This is a genomic window from Persephonella marina EX-H1 (genome assembly GCF_000021565.1).
Lineage (GTDB): Bacteria > Aquificota > Aquificia > Aquificales > Hydrogenothermaceae > Persephonella > Persephonella marina.
Genome location: NC_012440.1, coordinates 239,338 through 255,912, shown reverse-complemented (window position 1 = coordinate 255,912; position 16,575 = coordinate 239,338). Strand labels below are relative to the sequence as shown.

Genomic DNA, 16,575 nt, shown 5'->3' with positions numbered 1-16,575 from the left:
TAGAATATAAAAGGAGGTTTTTCTTTGGGCCTTATTGAAAAGATAATTGAAAGACTGCTCTGGGAAAGCAGACTTATGATATTTTTAGCTGTTGTGGCAAGTATATTCGCAGCTTTCGTCCTTGTTCTTATAGGAACTTTTGAGATCGTTTATGTTCTTAAAGGATCTGTCAAACTATTTGGAGAAAAGGAAGTATTTGAGGATTTTTATAAGTACGCGATAAAACATATAGTTACAGCTGTTGATATCTATCTTATAGCAACCGTTCTCCTCATTTTTGGTATAGGTCTTTATGAGCTTTTTATAAGCAAGATTGATTATATTGAACAGGAGGAAAAGTCATCAAAGATACTTGAGATACATACACTTGACCAGTTAAAGGAGAAGCTCGCCAAGGTTATTCTTATGGTTCTAATAGTTACATTCTTTAAGTATGCTATAGATTTTCAGTACAAAGATATTAAAAGCCTTCTCTTCTTAAGTATGGGTATATTTCTTGTCTCACTTTCCATATATATGATGCATAAAGGAAAGGATAAAAAATAGTAATCATATAACCTTCCACAGCTTCAGATTGAATTTCTGATTGATATTTCTGTGAATCGGGACGGTAACAGGAAGTAAAATCATCTCAAATGTTACCGTCACTTCAGCCTCAAAAAGATGCCCACCAAAAAGTTTAAAGTTTTTGTCAGCTATTGATATATGTGTATGTATTACAGGTTTTTTACTTTCCGGATCAACAGATATATTTCCGTGACAGGAGACTATTTCGTAATAATCCTTAAAGATAGCCTTTATGTAATCCTTCTCCTCTATATCAAATATTCCCAGCTCAACATTTCTTATAGCACCAACAGCCCAGAAAAATCCAGAGATTATCCCTTCTGTCTCAACAAACCTCTCTATTGATCCTATTACCCTTTCCCCCTCCTGAAGGCATAGGAGGTAAATATCATCTATCTTTTTGTAGTTCATAAATACTCTCTATTAATACTGAGTTTTATTATCTGGTTTTAGATCTCTTTTCGGAAGATATTGAAGGCCTCTTTAAGCTTTGATGGTTCAGTTCCGCCACCCTGTGCCATATCAGGTCTCCCTCCACCTTTTCCACCTAATGCAGGAGCAACTTTTTTTACTATCTCACCTGCCTTTATTCTGTCAGTAAGATCCTTTGATACTGCAACAATAAAGTTAACCTTGTTCTTCTCCTTATCTACTGATGCTATCATAACAACAGATCTTCCAAGTTTTGATCTTGCAACATCCGCAAGATCTCTAAGATCATTAGGCTGTAATCCTTCAACTGAGCCGTATGCTATCTTTATTCCTTCCTTCTCTTCCACTGTAAGTATATCTGTAATTCTATCAACAACAGACTTTTTCTTTATGTTCTCTATCTCCCTCTGAGCCTCTTTAAGCTTAAGCTTAAGTGTTTCTATCTTGTCTATTATCTCATCTTCCTTCGCAGTAAGAGCTCTTTTTACATTCTCAATAAGGAAATGTTCTCTAAGGCCTCTTTCCACAGCCTTTCTTCCTGCAACAGCCTCAATCCTCCTTGTTCCTGAAGCAACAGCCGTTTCAGATATTATCTTAAAGTATCCTATATCACCCGTTCTGCTCACATGAGTTCCACCACATAGCTCAGTTGATATTCCTGCCGATATAACCCTCACAGTATCTCCATACTTCTCATCAAATATGGCTATAGCTCCTGATTTTATAGCCTCATCATAAGGCATCTCCTTACAGATAACAGGCTCGTTCTTCATTATCTCTTCATTTACAAGCTCCTCAACCCTTTTTATATCCTCATCAGTTAGGGACTCAAAATGGGTAAAATCAAACCTGAGATAATCAGGATGAACAAGTGATCCTGCCTGCTTAACATGATCTCCGAGAAGGTTTCTAAGTGCAGCATGTAAAAGGTGTGTTGCTGTGTGATGTCTCATAATATCAAGTCTCGTATCCTTATCTACCTTTGCAGATACAGTCTCACCTTTTTTAACAGTACCGTGTATAACCTTTCCCCTGTGAACTATAATCCCTTCAACAGGTGTCTGTGTATCTACAACATCAAATAAAAATCCATCACCCTCAATTATTCCCCTGTCTCCAACCTGACCGCCTTTTTCAGGGTAAAATGGGGTTACATCAAGAACTATCTCACCTGTCTCACCTTCATGGAGTGTGTCAACCTCTCTATCTTCCTTCAGAACAGAAAGGATCTGTGCATCATCAACCTCTAATCTTTCGTATCCTACAAAAACATTCTCAGGAAGCTTATTTTTCAGCTCAAGATATACAGGTTTTATCTCCTTCGCCTGTGATTTCCATGAAGCTCTCGCCCTTTCCTTCTGCTCTTCAAGAAGTTTGTAATACTCTGCTATATCAACGCCAAAACCGTTATCCCTCGCTATATCCTCAAGAAGATCCACCGGAAATCCGTACGTATCGTAAAGTAAAAATGCCTCTTTACCTGTTATATGATTTCTTCCTTCTTTTTTAGCTTTCTGAATTATATCGTAAAGTATCTCCAGGCCTTTTCTTAATGTTTTTATAAACTTCTCCTCTTCAGACTTAACAAGATTTTTTATGAAACTTCTGTTTCCTATAAGCTCAGGGTAAGGCTCTTTCATTATGTCAACAACAACATCAACACCCTCAAAAAGGAAAGGTCTTTCTATGCCGAGCTCCATTCCGTATCTTAAAGCCCTTCTCAGTATTCTTCTAAGAACGTATCCCCTTCCTTCATTTGAAGGGAAAACACCGTCGGATATAAGGAATGTTATAGCTCTGAGATGATCAGCGATAACCCTCATCGCAACAGTATTTTCAGATCCTGGATCCTCAGGATCATAACTCTTTCCTGATACAGACTGTGCAAACTCTATAAGAGGCATAAAAAGGTCTGTCTCATAGTTTGAGTTTACACCCTGGAGAACAGATGCTATCCTCTCAAGTCCCATTCCTGTATCTATATTAGGTTTTGGGAGTGGCGTTAACCTTCCGTCCTTATCTCTGTTGTACTGCATAAAAACAAGATTCCAGACCTCAAGGTATCTTATATCCTCGGGTGATCCAAGCTCTGGATTTCCGAAAGCCTCTCCTCTGTCATAGTATATCTCTGAACACGGTCCACAGGGTCCCGTCTCACCCATTGACCAGAAGTTATCCTCAACACCAAGTCGGTGAATTTTCTCCTCAGGAAGACCTATAACCTTATTCCATATCTCAAAAGCCTCATCATCCTCCTCAAAAACAGAAACAAGCAGTTTTTCTTCAGGTATCTCTAAAACTTCAGTCAGATACTCCCATGCAAACTGGATAGCCTCTCTCTTAAAGTAATCACCAAAAGAAAAGTTACCTAACATCTCAAAAAATGTGTGGTGTCTCGGTGTATATCCAACATTATCAAGATCGTTATGTTTACCTGAAACCCTGAAAACCTTCTGACAGGATACAGCCCTTTTATAAGGTTTCTCCTCAAGTCCAAGGAATACATTTTTAAAGGGAACCATCCCTGCATTCACAAACAGTAGTGTTGGATCTGTCTCAGGTATTATGGAAGCAGATTTTACCCTTGTATGCCCCCTTTCCTCAAAATATCTTAAGAAACTCTCCCTGATCTGATTTGCTGTAAGAAACTTCAAATCTTCCTCCGGTTTACTTTTATGTGAAAAATAATTATAAAACATATTAAAATTGAAAAAAAACTCCAACAGGGATATATTACTGTTCATGAAGTTAAAGGATATTATAAAAGACAGTCTTAACAGGCTTTTTGAGATAGAAACGGAAGATCATTTCACAGTTGAGTCTGTTTATTACAGAGGTGATACTCTCTGTGTATCATCACAGCTTGGCTGTCCTGTAAGATGCTCATTCTGTGCATCAGGTATGAACGGTCTTATAAGAAATCTCTCATACGATGAGATAATAGATCAGTACAGAATTGCCGTTTCAGAAGGAATGGAAATAAAAAATATAGCTTTTGCAGGGATAGGGGAGCCCCTTCTAAACTGGGAAAATGTTAAAAAGGCTTTTTACCATTTTAAAGATATAGGACTGAAAGCATCTTTTTACACTACAGGTTTTCCACTTAAAAACTTTAAAGAGCTGCTTGAACTACCACACAACGGCGTAAGTCTCTCTCTTCACGCTGTAACAGATGAAAAAAGAAAACAGCTCATACCTTACGGTCAGCCTTTAGACCAGATACTGGATGTGTTTAAGGATCATCTGTCAAAACTATCAAGAAGAAAAAGGAAGATGTACAGTATCGCATACCTCCTGATTGGTGGTGTGAATGACTCTGAGGAAGAGATACAGAAGCTATCCCAGATTGCCAGAGATCTTCAGGTAGGTGTTTCCCTGCTGAAATACAACGAGATAGATGGTATTGATTACAGATCAACATCTGATGAGGAGTATGAGAGGGTTTTCTTACAGCTTAGAGAGAATGGGATAAGGGTTACACTCTCAAACAGGTACAGAACAAGAAAGATAGGCGGCTGCGGAACTTTAATGATAAACAGAACTGTCTTGACAAAATAAAAAAAAGTTTATATTATATTTGTCCTGATTGGGCGGTTAGCTCAGCTGGCCAGAGCACCTCCCTTACAAGGAGGGGGTCATAGGTTCGAATCCTATACCGCCCACTTAATGCGGAGCCGTAGTTCAGCTTGGCCCAGAACGCCGGCCTGTCACGCCGGAGGTCGCGGGTTCGAATCCCGTCGGCTCCGCCATTACATTAAAAAAGAGCATCTCATGTATAGAAAAAGAGAAAAAACAGAGTATATAGTCCATAATGTAGATCTTGCCTTTGATATTCTCTTTTTCTTAGCAAAGTATCCAGAAAGCAAACTCCAGGAGATAGAAAGCAGAATAGAAGGCTCTCACTATCAGATAGAAAAGATAATTGAGGTTCTTATAAACAGAGGTTACATAGATTTTAATAAAAAGAAAAAAACATACTCACTCGGTATAAAGAATTTTGAGGTAGGATACTCATACATATCACACGTTGAGATAAGAAAACTGGCAAAACCTTATCTTCAGTATCTTGGTGAAAAATTTCAAGAGAATGTTTATCTTGCATTAAGAAGTGGTTTTGAGATCGTATATATAGACTCTTATGAGGTAAACAGATCTGTTCTTGTAAGATCGAGGGTTGGAAGACTCCTACCAATGTACGCATCAGCCTCAGGAAAGATCCATCTTGCGGAGATGGATCAGGATGAGCTTGAGGAGTTTTTTAAAGAGGTAAAACTCATACCATACACAAACAAAACGATAACAGATAAAAACCTTCTCCTTGAGCATATAAAGAAGGTAAAAGAGCAGGGATATGCTATAGATGATGAGGAATGGGAAGAAGAGGTTAAATGTCTTTCTGTCCCTGTTAGAAATCACACAGGCAAGGTGGCAGCAGCTTTAACACTTTCCGCCCCATCATACAGGGTTCCAAAGGAAAGATTAATAACAGAAGTAAAGGACGAGTTTATTAAAAAAGCCTCAGAACTATCTGAGAAACTCGGATACTCAAAGGAATGAGAGAAAAGCTGAAAGATTATCTGACAGATCTTGTAAATATCCCATCTGTAACTGGAAATGAGAGGGATATTGCTGACTACGTTGAAAACTTTTTAAAAAAGCTCTTTCCTGAAGAGAATATAATCAGATACAACAACTCTATCATCGCTTTTGACAGCATAAACCCTGATAAAAAAACGATCTCATTTATAGGACATCTGGATACCGTTCCAGGTGAGAATGAGTTTACAGGGAAGATCATTGATAACAGGCTTTACGGTCTTGGTGCTTCCGATATGAAAGGTGGTCTTGCTGTTATGATGGCTCTTGCTGAGTATTTCAAAGACAGGGATAAAAGATTTAACTGTATCTATGTGTTTTATGAGAGGGAAGAAGGACCTTACGATGAGAACGGTCTTGAACCACTGCTCAGAAATTTCAGTATCATCCAGAGATCAGATCTTGCTGTCGTTCTTGAACCAACAAACAACAATATACAGGTTGGATGTCTTGGAACTATGCATGCATCTGTAATATTCAAAGGAAAAAGAGCCCACTCAGCAAGACCGTGGCAGGGTGAGAATGCTATACACAGATCTGCAGACTTTCTTAAAAGGCTTTCTGAACTTAAATGGAAGGAGTATACATTTGGCGGACTTAAGTTTGTTGAGGTTATGAATGCAACAATGGTTGATTACTCAGGTGGGAGAAATATAATCCCTGACAGGTTTGTTATAAATGTTAACTACAGGTTTGCACCTGGAAAAAGTATAGAGGAAGCAAAAAAGGATGTATTAGATCTTGTAAAAGGCGAGGCTGAGGTTCAGTTTACAGATCTCTGTCCCTCAGGAAAGGTATGCCTTGATAACCCTGTTCTGCAGGAGCTTATAAACAGATTTTCTCTTAAGGTTGAGGCAAAACAGGCATGGACAGATGTTGCGAGACTTTCACTTTATGGTGTAGACGCTGTAAATTTTGGTCCTGGAGATCCAGCTCAGGCTCACCAGAAGAATGAGTATATTCCTTTAAAAAATCTTTATGAGAACTTTGATATACTGAGGGATTTTTTAGAGGGTTAATCCTCTTCCTCAGCAAGCTCAACAGCCTTCATCATAGCTTTCGCCTTGTTTACAGTCTCCTCATACTCCCTTTCAGGAACTGAATCAGCAACAATCCCAGCACCTGCCTGGATATAAACATCATCTTTCCTGACAACAGCTGTTCTTATAGCTATAGCAGTATCAAGATTTCCATTGAAGGATATGTAGCCTACAGCTCCTGCGTAAGGACCTCTCTTCTCAGGCTCTATCTCTTCAATGATCTGCATAGCTCTTACCTTAGGTGCTCCACTTACAGTTCCAACAGGGAAAACAGACTTTAAAACATCTAAAGGATGAAGATCCTCCCTCAACTGTCCAGAAACATCAGAAACTATATGCATAACGTGTGAGTAGTACTCTATATACATAAATCTATCAACCTTCACAGTTCCTGATTTTGATACCTTACCTACATCATTTCTCGCAAGATCAACAAGCATGAGATGTTCTGCCCTTTCCTTCTCATCATTCAGAAGTTCCTCAGAAAGCTTCTTATCCTCCTCTGCCGTTTTCCCCCTTGGTCTTGTACCTGCAATAGGCTTTGTCAGTATCTTCCCGTCCTTCACAGAAACAAGTATCTCAGGTGATGATCCTATAAGCTTTATATCTCTAAAATCAAGATAAAAAAGGTACGGGGAAGGATTTATAGCCCTCACAGCCCTGTAAACATTAATAGGATCTGTCCTGAGCTTTTTATGAAATCTCTGTGATATTACTACCTGTATTATGTCCCCTTCCTTTATATAAAACTTACATTTCTCAACAGCCTTTAAGAAATCTTCCTTTTTAAAGTTTGATCTCCATCTTTTTATATCAACATCCTTCTTTTCCTTAAGGGATATCCTCTTTATCTTTACCTCTGAGGAAAGTCTATCCTCAATCTCCTCTATCTTCCTTATACTCTCATCATAAACTTCCCTTAAAGATCTATCCCCATCAATGATCGCAGAGACTATTATCTTTATACTGTTGTTAACATTATCAAAGGCTATAATCTCATCACTCAGGAAGAAAAAAAGATCCGGAAGATTTAATGTATCAGGCTTCTCATCAGGAACGGGCTCATAAAAATGGATAACATCATATGCTAAATAACCTACAAGCCCTCCCCAGAAAGGTGGAAGGTCTGGAAGGTCTGCAGGCTTGAATTTAGCGAGGAATCTTTTAAGCTCATCTATAGGGTCCTCAGTATAACTGTAGCTTATTCTCCCGTTATCGTAATACTCAACATAATTTTTCTTTGTTCTTATATAAACAGGCAGGGAAGAGCCTATAAATGAGTATCTGCCTACATTTTCTCCCTTTTCAACACTCTCAAGTAAGAAGTTAAACCTGTCCTCAGATTTAAGTTTTGCAAAGACAGATAATGGCGTATCAAGATCAAAAAGTATCTCTTTATACAGAGGGATAACATTGTATTTCTCAGATAACTTTTCAAACTCAGGAAATGTAAGATTTACAGACATTATATTACCTGCCGTCTTTTTGAATTATTATAACAGATCAGGAAGGGATGATAGCCATAACCTCTTCATGCTGAAGGGAAACTATAACAAGACTGTCCTTATCTTTTCTCGGAATTATTGATATATGGATCTTTTTATCAGCTATTCCGCCGTTAACCCTTTCATTTATCTCTTCCAAAACATACTCCCAATCAACAAAAAGATCTTCATTGATCTTTGAAAGAATAGATGAGGCTAACCTGATACCCTCTCTACTCCCCACCTCAATAACTATAGAAGATTCTGTTTCATCATAGGAATATATTTTCAGCATAAAAAAATTTTAATACAGATTTAAAAAAAGGGGAAGGGAGAAACTCCCTTATTTTACTTCTATTTTTACCTCTTTTTCTGTTGTTGCTTTAGGTATCTCTAACTTTAAGATACCATCCTCTATTGTTGCTTTAGCATCTTCAGCTTTTATCTCAACTGGGAGAGGTATAACCCTTTCAAATTTACCGTAGAATCTCTCACTTCTGTAGTAGTTCTCCTCTTTCTTCTCTTCTTCTTTCTTAACCTCACCTCTAATAATTACGCTATTGTCTTTGATCTTAACCTCTATATCCTCTTTTTTAGCTCCAGGTATTTCAGCCTCAATCACAAGCTTATCATCCTTTTCGTAGATATCAACTCTGGGATTCCATGTTCTTACTTCTACAACCTCTCCTTTAACTGTTGATGGAACAAGCTCATTAAATATCTTGTTCAGCTCATGCTCAATTCTTGCAAGCTCTCTGAATGGATTCCATGTAAATGTTGCTGGGATATTTCTTCTTTCCATCTTCCTCACCTCCGATTTTTATAATCATTTTTATATATAATATAATAATATCATACTCAAATCTTTTCAAGGGTATATTTACAATACTTTCACTAATAAATCTAATGATTAGGAAAAAATTTACACCTGTTAAAAATAGCCGCTTTCACATTCACTCTTCAGCAACTCGCTACTAAGATTTGCTTCATAAAGAGATTCTGACAGACATCCAACCTGACAAGCTCTATTTAAAGCAGGAATCTCGTATATCTTAACATTACAGCTTTTTAACTCTCCTTTTTCTCTTTTATGATAGCATTCAACTACTAACTTACCGACAAAGTCACACAAATCATCAGCATATAAGAATGAGGGAATAAGAAAAAGAAAGAGGATAATCTGTCTCACAGCTAACTCCTTTTGAAAGATTCTTTAAGATTGAATATAAATCAGACCGGACTAAATTTCAGGATCTTTAAATTTTTGAAGTTAAAAGATCTCTATAAATACTTCCTTTCAGCTTTTGGAACATACCTGTACTCAGGAACCAAGACCTCTATCCCTTCAATCTCTTTAAATGAATAATTTCCCATCTCTACCGAAAGAGCCGTGTACGAAGATACAACAGCATTCACCTCTGATCTGAGTCTTTCCATATCCGTTGAGAAAAGATTCTCATCTACATAGATTCCAGCTTTTGACAGGGTATATATCCTCTGCTCAACACCTTCCCTCGTCTCAACCGGAAGAAGATCTCTGCTAACAGCCTGTTCAAAAAATAGATCAGTATCTGTAACCCCAACAAACCTGCCATTTTCATAAACCTTTTTTACTTCCATCTGTTCAAACTCAAAACTCTCAAGAAGGACATTCATAAGATCTGTAAGATATCTGAACTTCAGATCTGAACCTCTTTCCCTGAAGTTAAGATTTAAAACAGCAACCTTCACCTTTGAATGCTCCAGGAACCAGTAAAGGCCCTCTTTCCAGAAATGGTTTATACTGGAAATCTTCCCGTCTTCCTCTATAACAGCTACAGTAAAAAGATTTCTGCCGCTTATATTTATACCGATATACATTATCTTCCCCAAGAAAGATTTTATAAATGATAAAACTAAGGAGAGAATATTTTTATGATCTATATAAGGCTATATGTACTTTATAACATTCACCTTTTCAAGGGTGATAAGTCCTTTTGTTATGAACTTCTCAATAATCGGTATAACCCTTTTTATCTTCTCTTCCTTATCAACAGCCTCAATAACAACAGGTAGATCACCAGAGAGTGTGAGTATAGAGGCTGTATGAATTCTGCTTGAAGCACCGTAACCCATTATTCCCCTTATAACGGTAGCACCTGCAATATCATTTTCCCTGAGTATCTCAACTATCTTTCTGTACAGAAGCTTACCTTCCACCCTGTCGCTCTCACCTATAAATATTCTCAAAAGAAGAGCCTCTCCTTCTATCTTCATAGTTCACCTCTAACCAATCACCCTTGCGAGAAATAGTCCTGATATTCCTGCTGTAATTGAGACCACATTATTCAATATAATGTTAAGCATAGCCTTTGTATACTCCCCGTCCTGAAATAAAGCTATAGTTTCGTATGAGAATGTTGAGAAAGTTGTGAATGCTCCAAGAAAACCAACAGCAAAGAAAAGCCTCCATACAGGATCAATACTGAGTTTCTCTATACTGAGAATAAGGAAAAAGACAAGAATAAAAGAACCTAATGAGTTAACAACAAGCGTCCCTGCAGGAAAGTCCAGGGGAAGATTTCTGTTCACATAGTTAGATATAAAAAATCTTGAGACAGCACCAAGACTACCGCCTATCATAACGTAAATATACTCCATAACAACACCTTTTCGTAAATATAAAAATCCAGTTTAAACTTTTACTCCTTTTATACCGAATTATATATTTATACAATCATTATATATGATAGAGGTATAACTTGTTAGCCTTAAGGTTTTATAATCAGAGGGACATTAGATTAGAAAAATTACCAAAACCAAAACCTAAAAAAGAAGAGGTACTTATAAAGGTAACACAGGCTGGGATAAGCCAGACCCAGATAAACGAGTTTATTGAAGGACCATTTTTTATAAACAAAGAACCACATCCACTTACAGGAAAAGCGATCCCTTTAATCCCCTGTCAGGAGTACGGAGGGATAATTGAGGATGTTGGAAAGGGGGTTGATAGATCTTTAATAGGAAAGCAGGTAGCAGTTCTGCCATTAATAAGCTGTGGGAAGTGTGAACACTGCTTAAAAGGAAAGGAGAATCTGTGTGAAAAGATGGCATATCACGGCCTTTTAGGACTTGATGGTGGATTTGCTGAGTACTCTGTCGTTAATGTTAAGAATATATTTCCTGTGGAAAAAGAGGAACTGCTCACATTTATAGAACCTATACTTGTTGGTATGAACACATTTGATATCTACAGACATTACAACGGAAAAGAGGATTTCAAGGAAAAAAAGATACTTATCTTAGGTGCTGGACCAGTAGGTATCTCTGTAGGAGCTGTATGGAGAGATTATGTTAAGGCTGATGTTGTTATCAATGATATACTCTCGTACAGAATGAAAAAGGCAAAAGAGGTAGGCTTCAGAACTGTAGAAAAAAAGGAGCTTAAAAAAAACAGTTTTGATATTGTTATAGATGCTGCAGGGATGGATCCTCTTTCAACACAGTCTGCTATAGTTGAGGGAATTGATTACATCAAAAAAGGGGGTTTTCTAATAAGTGTGGGAAGCTACTTCCATCCTGTTGAGTTTATACCTTCGGAACTTACATTTAATGAAAAGAATATAATATCCTCTATGGCATACTCATTAAAGCTGATAGATGAACTGCCTGAGGTATTAAAAAGTCTCAGGATAAATTTTAAAACTCTTATTCAGGAGATAACCCTTGAAAAGATCATAGAAGAAGGTTATTACAGAGCTGAGGTTGAAAAGGAAAGTTTTGTGAGGATAGTTGTAAGATGTTAAAGGCCATATCAGAATGTATAAAAGAGGGATTTGAGCTTGAGGATGTAAAGGTTGTATCAAGAGGAAAAGGGGATATTCTGAATAAATACTCTGACTACAAAAAGATACCTGTTCTGAACCAGTATTTTCTACTTATAAAGGGCGATATCTCATACAAAAAACAGCATCTGATAAAAAAATCACTTGAGGATATTCTAAAATCACTCCAGAACTCATCCCATAAGGTAAAAAAATTAAGTATCTTAGAAAAGGAACTGGAGACTATACTCAGGGCAAATGAGATATTCTTCTCAGGGGAAGGAAGCTTAGAAGATTTCTTTCTTTTCCTTAAAAACAAAAAGTACGCCGTCGTAGAGAATAATAAGGTAATCCTGAATACAGGGATTGATAAGTTCAGCATTACAACATCACTTGGAAAACTCAAAAAAGTAGATGAGTTCAGCACATCTTTTGGCAAGGGAGAGACATACGCTCTAAAAACAGGAATGTACCAGATTATTGTCCAGAGTGAAAAGGAACCTCTTGATCCATTTTTAAAGAAGGTGCTGAAAAGCAGACTTCTTTGGCTTAACAAGATATATTACGAGAAATACCAGTACTCGGTAGACGAGCTTACAGGTCTTTTCACAAGGAAAAAGTTTCTTAATGATCTGCCAAAATTTAAGAACAGATCATGTCTGCTTATAAACCTTAAAAACTTCAGATTTATTAATGAGATATACAGTCCTCAGGTTGGGGATAAAGTTCTTCAGGAGTTTGCAATTCTTTTAAAGAAAAAATCTCTATCTGAGAATGTTTACAGGATTTTCGGAGACAAATTCGCTATAGTTTTCAATAATGAAGACCAGTCAATAAACTTTTACAGAAATATAGTCAAATTTCTCCAGTCAGGAATAAAGGTTTTTCACGAAGTTCTAAATGAGTATGTTACTGTAAACGTCCAGGTAAAATTTATCATAATAAAAAAGATAGACTCAAACTTCCTTGAAAGGGCTATGATAGCATTCAAAAAAACAGCCTACCAGGAAAAGGATCTGATCATATATGAGGACACAATTCTGCCCCAGATGGAAAAAGAGCTTAAAAGTATTGAGGTCATACAGAAGGCTATTGAAAATGACAAGGTGATACCAGCATTCCAGAAGATAGTAAACCTGAATACAGGATCTGAGTACTACGAAGCCCTGATGAGAATAAAATCAGGTAGGAAGGTTTACCTTCCCGGAGACTTTCTCACACCTGCAAAAGAAACAGGTCTTTATCCAAAACTGTCAAATATAATGTTTGACAAGGTTGTGGAAGCAATAAAAAATACAGGATATAAGATATCAATAAATATAGAGATAACAGATATCCTGAGAAAGAACTTTATAGATTACACAATAAAAAAGATCAAAAGATCCGGCGTCTCACCGGACAAGATAATACTTGAGCTTACAGAAACTGAGGATATGAGCAGAATGATAAGATATGCACAGGACATACTCCAGACTCTGAAAAGGGAAGGATTTTATATATCAATAGATGATTTTGGTTCTGGATACTCAAACTTCTCATATCTGACCAAACTACCTGTTGATATTATAAAGATAGACGGAAGTCTTATAAAAAATTTAGAGAAAAGCCGTAAAAATCTCCTTATAGTCAAATCAATCATAAGTATGTCAAAACTGCTCGGTATAGAAACTGTAGCAGAGTTTGTTAACTCAAGAGAGATATACCAGATCGTTGAGAATTTAGGTGTAGACTATGTTCAGGGTTTTTATATAGACAAACCTAAATTTAAGATATAAACTCAAGAAGCTGGTCTATCTCCTTCCTGCTTCCTATAAAGACAGGCACTCTCTGGTGTATATCCTCAGGCTTAACATCAAGTATATCCATCTTCCCGGTTGTAGATTTTCCACCTGCCTGTTTTATTATGTAAGCCATAGGAGCAGCTTCGTATAAAAGTCTTAACTTTCCTGACTTATTTTTCCTGTCTGCAGGATAACCGAACATGCCACCTTTTATAAGTGTTCTGTGGACATCCGCAACCATTGATCCTATATACCTTGATGTGTAACCTTCCTCTTTAAGCTTATCTATATATCTTACTAGACCCTCATCAGTCCATTTATGTGCGTTTGCCTCATTTATAGAGTAGATTTTTCCTTTTTCAGGTATTTTTATATCAGGATGTGAAAGGAGGAACATACCAACAGCAGGATCGTAAGTAAAGCCGTTAACACCGTTTCCTGTTGTTAGAACAAACATAACGGATGAGCCGTATATTATATAACCTGCGGCAACCTGTTTGTACCCTTCCTGAAGGAAGTTTTCAATACCATCCCCTATCCTTCTGTGTATGGAAAATATCGTTCCTATACTAACATTAACGTCTATATTTGATGATCCATCAAGTGGATCAAAAGCTATAACATACCTTGCATCCTTTCCCTTGTGTGAGTAAACAGGTTCATTCAGCTCCTCAGAAGCAAGAGCGTAAAACTGTCCACTGTCAAGAAGATGCTGGAGCATAACTGTGTTTGAAAGCTCATCAAGTTTCTGGACTTCCTCTCCCTGAACATTTACTTTCCCCGCCTGTCCTAGTACATCAGCAAGACCTGCCATCCTTACATGTGAAGCTATTATCTTGGCAGCTGACTCTATAGCCATAAGGGCAAGTGATAGAGATCCTGAGGCTGAAGGATGCTTTCTCTCCTCCTCAAGAATAAATCTATTTAGATCCATACCTTTCTCAGCCATTCTCACCTCCATCAGTTAAGATCCTTTTTAAACTCTTTGAACTTTATCAGGGCTTTCTTGTTTTTTATATGCTGGAATATATAATGAAAATCTATAGCTTTTCCGTAGGATCTTACAAGCATCTTTATAAGATTACACACATTCTCATCACCGGCTATACACTCATTCATCATATCTATAAGGAGATCCTCAACTGAGATAACATTTATGATCTCACCATCAACCTCTATCCTGTTAAATGTTCCAAATGGGATTATCTCAAACTTTCTGCTCACCTCAACAGCTATATCTCCCCTCACCCAGAAATCTCCCATAGACTGGTATCCGAGCTCCTTTAATACTTTTTTAAGCAGATTCAGATCAGGGAAGAGAAGGGAGATATTACCTGCCGGATACATACCCTGTGTGTAAACTGTAAGGGCAAACTTACCTACAACAACAGGCTGTATCCTTGAACCTGCCTTTTTTATCTCCCTGTATATCTCCTTTATAGCATTTATCTGACTGTCAAGCTGCGACATATTATCTATCCTTTAACTGATCCATAACTTATCTTTACAGGTTTTACATACTTCTCTACACTTTCCTTTGTGTTAAACACATTCAGCTTATCAAAGAGGAACTCAAACTTATTATAGAGGGCTTCAAGTATTCTATTTTTGTACTGATCTTCTAATGTCCACCACTGGTATTTAAATGGACCGAAACCTTTTTTCCTTGTTTTGTATATAAACTGCTGTTCTGTCTGTCCTTCCTTCCACTCATTCTTAAAGTTCTCTTTTATATACTCGTATATCTCATTTCTGAAATCTTCAGGGATAAGATCGTACATAATATTCTGAAATCCTGTTGCAAGGTGTATCTCACAGCAGTTACTCTCAGGGAATTTATCAAAAAGCTCATCAGGGAGTGTTGATGCACCATGCTGAACAGTTCCACCAAGACCGTACTTCTCCCTTGCAACCTTTCCTATATCTTTTAGAACATTAAAATCAAGCTTTACTTCTGCAACAGTTCCATCAGGGAGAGGGATACCTCCATGCTCTGTTCCTGTCTGGACAGACATCTTTGATATACCTGCCATACCTTCAGGTATCTCACTTAGATACCCTTCCATAAAAGCCTCAAACTCCTCAACAGTTGAGTTTTTACCTCCTATATGTCCTATCTCAGCTCCTATTGAAACTGTCACACCTTCAGGTTCTATATCTCTTATAAACTGTGTCATCTTTGCTGTGTTTATATAGTTATGGTACTGCTGTTCTTTAAGTGATGGTTTTGAGTAATCAACGAGTGTTGAAGGATCAATATCTATATTGTAAAAGCCTGCCTTAATAGCCTCCTCAGTGAGATCTTTTATAGCCTGAAGTTCCTTTTCAGGATCTTCTGCATACTTTTTTGCATTAAACTGGAAATGATCTCCCTGTATAAAAACAGGTCCTTTATAACCTTCCTTTATAGCTGCTGCGAGAACACAAGAAGCATACTCAGAAGGTCTCTGGAATGTGTAACCTATCTCTGACTTTGCTATCTCAAATATAAACGCACCAACATTATGTTTATTTGCAACCCTGAATATCTGTCTTGCAACATCGTATGTCATCCCCCTTATATTAACAGCAGGTGTTGTAAGATTATCAACCTCTCCTCTTCCTATAGCCATATAAAAATCATGTATTGATGCTGCCACAGCTCCAAACTGGTTTGCTGTCTCCCTTATTATCCTTTTTGCCTCTTCCTTTGTTCCTTCATCCTCTGAGAATACAGCAGTATAGATAAGATCATCTATAGTCTTATCTCTAAGTTTCTTCTCATCCTTTATATTAACGAGATCTCCTTCAACTGATACACTTTCAGAAATAATGTTTATAAGCTCCTCTTTTGATTTTGCTATAACCGGCATAAAACAACCCTCCTGTTTTT

Annotated in this window: 18 protein-coding genes and 2 tRNA genes; 8 read left to right on the top strand and 12 right to left on the bottom strand. The window is 37.3% G+C overall.

Annotation, left to right across the window (positions count from 1 at the left end):
• The first annotated feature begins 24 nt into the window (after window positions 1–24).
• Window positions 25–546 carry a YqhA family protein gene (locus PERMA_RS01400; protein ID WP_015898906.1) on the top strand — a complete coding sequence of 174 codons (522 nt, stop codon included), beginning with the start codon at window positions 25–27 and terminating at the stop codon, window positions 544–546.
• A gap of 3 nt (window positions 547–549) precedes the next feature.
• On the opposite strand, the gene PERMA_RS01395 is transcribed toward PERMA_RS01400, so the two are convergent.
• Window positions 550–978, bottom strand: coding sequence for a PPC domain-containing DNA-binding protein (locus tag PERMA_RS01395; RefSeq protein WP_012675295.1), 429 nt, complete (start codon window positions 976–978; stop codon window positions 550–552).
• 38 nt (window positions 979–1,016) lie between these two features.
• Window positions 1,017–3,653, bottom strand: a complete 2,637-nt coding sequence (gene alaS / locus PERMA_RS01390; RefSeq protein ID WP_012675483.1) for an alanine--tRNA ligase — start codon at window positions 3,651–3,653, stop codon at window positions 1,017–1,019.
• An 88-nt stretch (window positions 3,654–3,741) separates the two neighbouring features.
• On the opposite strand from alaS, the gene PERMA_RS01385 reads away from it, so the two are divergent.
• The 5 genes from PERMA_RS01385 (at window position 3,742) to dapE (ending at window position 6,614) form a co-directional block, all read left to right on the top strand.
• Entirely contained in the window at window positions 3,742–4,557 is an 816-nt protein-coding gene (locus PERMA_RS01385) for a radical SAM protein (RefSeq protein WP_012676674.1), read from the top strand.
• A 30-nt stretch (window positions 4,558–4,587) separates the two neighbouring features.
• Window positions 4,588–4,661 (top strand) — tRNA-Val (locus tag PERMA_RS01380).
• An 8-nt stretch (window positions 4,662–4,669) separates the two neighbouring features.
• Window positions 4,670–4,748 (top strand) — tRNA-Asp (locus PERMA_RS01375).
• 22 nt (window positions 4,749–4,770) lie between these two features.
• Entirely contained in the window at window positions 4,771–5,556 is a 786-nt protein-coding gene (locus PERMA_RS01370) for an IclR family transcriptional regulator (protein WP_012676772.1), read from the top strand.
• Window positions 5,553–6,614, top strand: a complete 1,062-nt coding sequence (gene dapE, locus PERMA_RS01365; RefSeq protein WP_012675402.1) for a succinyl-diaminopimelate desuccinylase — start codon at window positions 5,553–5,555, stop codon at window positions 6,612–6,614. The genes PERMA_RS01370 and dapE overlap by 4 nt, the downstream gene beginning before the upstream one ends.
• On the opposite strand, the gene trpE is transcribed toward dapE, so the two are convergent.
• The 7 genes from trpE to crcB form a co-directional block, all read right to left on the bottom strand.
• Entirely contained in the window at window positions 6,611–8,101 is a 1,491-nt protein-coding gene (gene trpE, locus PERMA_RS01360; protein WP_012675821.1) for an anthranilate synthase component I, read from the bottom strand. The genes dapE and trpE overlap by 4 nt on opposite strands.
• A gap of 37 nt (window positions 8,102–8,138) precedes the next feature.
• Complete coding sequence (locus tag PERMA_RS01355; protein ID WP_012676932.1) at window positions 8,139–8,414, bottom strand: hypothetical protein; 276 nt, start codon at window positions 8,412–8,414, stop codon at window positions 8,139–8,141.
• A gap of 48 nt (window positions 8,415–8,462) precedes the next feature.
• The gene (locus tag PERMA_RS01350; protein WP_012675552.1) at window positions 8,463–8,921 is read right to left on the bottom strand and encodes an Hsp20/alpha crystallin family protein; all 459 of its coding nucleotides are present in this window, start codon (window positions 8,919–8,921) and stop codon (window positions 8,463–8,465) included.
• Window positions 8,922–9,050: 129 nt separating this feature from the next.
• On the bottom strand, window positions 9,051–9,308 hold the full coding sequence (locus tag PERMA_RS10725; RefSeq protein WP_041530854.1) for a hypothetical protein: 258 nt from the start codon (window positions 9,306–9,308) through the stop codon (window positions 9,051–9,053).
• A 92-nt stretch (window positions 9,309–9,400) separates the two neighbouring features.
• A complete protein-coding gene (locus PERMA_RS01340) occupies window positions 9,401–9,979 on the bottom strand; it encodes a hypothetical protein (RefSeq protein ID WP_012676924.1) in 579 nt (192 codons plus the stop codon).
• A gap of 69 nt (window positions 9,980–10,048) precedes the next feature.
• Window positions 10,049–10,375 (bottom strand): DUF190 domain-containing protein, encoded by a 327-nt coding sequence (locus PERMA_RS01335; RefSeq protein ID WP_012675800.1) that lies wholly within the window; start codon window positions 10,373–10,375, stop codon window positions 10,049–10,051.
• Window positions 10,376–10,384: 9 nt separating this feature from the next.
• A complete protein-coding gene (crcB, locus tag PERMA_RS01330; RefSeq protein ID WP_015899036.1) occupies window positions 10,385–10,759 on the bottom strand; it encodes a fluoride efflux transporter CrcB in 375 nt (124 codons plus the stop codon).
• Window positions 10,760–10,860: 101 nt separating this feature from the next.
• Between crcB and PERMA_RS01325 the strand changes: the two genes are divergently transcribed.
• Both PERMA_RS01325 and PERMA_RS01320 read left to right on the top strand, forming a co-directional pair.
• Window positions 10,861–11,904: an alcohol dehydrogenase catalytic domain-containing protein gene (locus PERMA_RS01325; RefSeq protein ID WP_012675315.1), complete on the top strand. Its 1,044-nt coding sequence runs from the start codon at window positions 10,861–10,863 to the stop codon at window positions 11,902–11,904.
• Window positions 11,898–13,697, top strand: a complete 1,800-nt coding sequence (locus tag PERMA_RS01320) for an EAL domain-containing protein (RefSeq protein ID WP_012675461.1) — start codon at window positions 11,898–11,900, stop codon at window positions 13,695–13,697. The genes PERMA_RS01325 and PERMA_RS01320 overlap by 7 nt, the downstream gene beginning before the upstream one ends.
• Here the strand turns inward: PERMA_RS01320 and fbp are convergent.
• The 3 genes from fbp to PERMA_RS01305 are packed head-to-tail and all read right to left on the bottom strand — an operon-like array spanning window position 13,687 to window position 16,555.
• Window positions 13,687–14,652, bottom strand: coding sequence for a class 1 fructose-bisphosphatase (fbp, locus tag PERMA_RS01315; protein WP_012676407.1), 966 nt, complete (start codon window positions 14,650–14,652; stop codon window positions 13,687–13,689). The genes PERMA_RS01320 and fbp overlap by 11 nt on opposite strands.
• An 11-nt stretch (window positions 14,653–14,663) precedes the next feature.
• Complete coding sequence (locus tag PERMA_RS01310; RefSeq protein WP_012676594.1) at window positions 14,664–15,173, bottom strand: 6-carboxyhexanoate--CoA ligase; 510 nt, start codon at window positions 15,171–15,173, stop codon at window positions 14,664–14,666.
• A gap of 5 nt (window positions 15,174–15,178) precedes the next feature.
• Window positions 15,179–16,555, bottom strand: coding sequence for a class II fructose-bisphosphate aldolase (locus tag PERMA_RS01305; RefSeq protein WP_012676805.1), 1,377 nt, complete (start codon window positions 16,553–16,555; stop codon window positions 15,179–15,181).
• Between the last annotated feature and the right edge of the window lie 20 nt (window positions 16,556–16,575).

What these genes read in the sequence shown, in the direction of transcription:
- PERMA_RS01395 (WP_012675295.1), bottom strand. Translation starts at nt 978, where the DNA reads ATGAACTACAAAAAGATAGATGATATTTACCTCCTATGCCTTCAGGAG.
- PERMA_RS01385 (WP_012676674.1), top strand. Translation starts at nt 3,742, where the DNA reads ATGAAGTTAAAGGATATTATAAAAGACAGTCTTAACAGGCTTTTTGAG.
- PERMA_RS01370 (WP_012676772.1), top strand. Translation starts at nt 4,771, where the DNA reads ATGTATAGAAAAAGAGAAAAAACAGAGTATATAGTCCATAATGTAGAT.
- dapE (WP_012675402.1), top strand. Translation starts at nt 5,553, where the DNA reads ATGAGAGAAAAGCTGAAAGATTATCTGACAGATCTTGTAAATATCCCA.
- trpE (WP_012675821.1), bottom strand. Translation starts at nt 8,101, where the DNA reads ATGTCTGTAAATCTTACATTTCCTGAGTTTGAAAAGTTATCTGAGAAA.
- PERMA_RS01355 (WP_012676932.1), bottom strand. Translation starts at nt 8,414, where the DNA reads ATGCTGAAAATATATTCCTATGATGAAACAGAATCTTCTATAGTTATT.
- PERMA_RS01350 (WP_012675552.1), bottom strand. Translation starts at nt 8,921, where the DNA reads ATGGAAAGAAGAAATATCCCAGCAACATTTACATGGAATCCATTCAGA.
- PERMA_RS01340 (WP_012676924.1), bottom strand. Translation starts at nt 9,979, where the DNA reads ATGTATATCGGTATAAATATAAGCGGCAGAAATCTTTTTACTGTAGCT.
- PERMA_RS01335 (WP_012675800.1), bottom strand. Translation starts at nt 10,375, where the DNA reads ATGAAGATAGAAGGAGAGGCTCTTCTTTTGAGAATATTTATAGGTGAG.
- crcB (WP_015899036.1), bottom strand. Translation starts at nt 10,759, where the DNA reads ATGGAGTATATTTACGTTATGATAGGCGGTAGTCTTGGTGCTGTCTCA.
- PERMA_RS01320 (WP_012675461.1), top strand. Translation starts at nt 11,898, where the DNA reads ATGTTAAAGGCCATATCAGAATGTATAAAAGAGGGATTTGAGCTTGAG.
- fbp (WP_012676407.1), bottom strand. Translation starts at nt 14,652, where the DNA reads ATGGCTGAGAAAGGTATGGATCTAAATAGATTTATTCTTGAGGAGGAG.
- PERMA_RS01310 (WP_012676594.1), bottom strand. Translation starts at nt 15,173, where the DNA reads ATGTCGCAGCTTGACAGTCAGATAAATGCTATAAAGGAGATATACAGG.
- PERMA_RS01305 (WP_012676805.1), bottom strand. Translation starts at nt 16,555, where the DNA reads ATGCCGGTTATAGCAAAATCAAAAGAGGAGCTTATAAACATTATTTCT.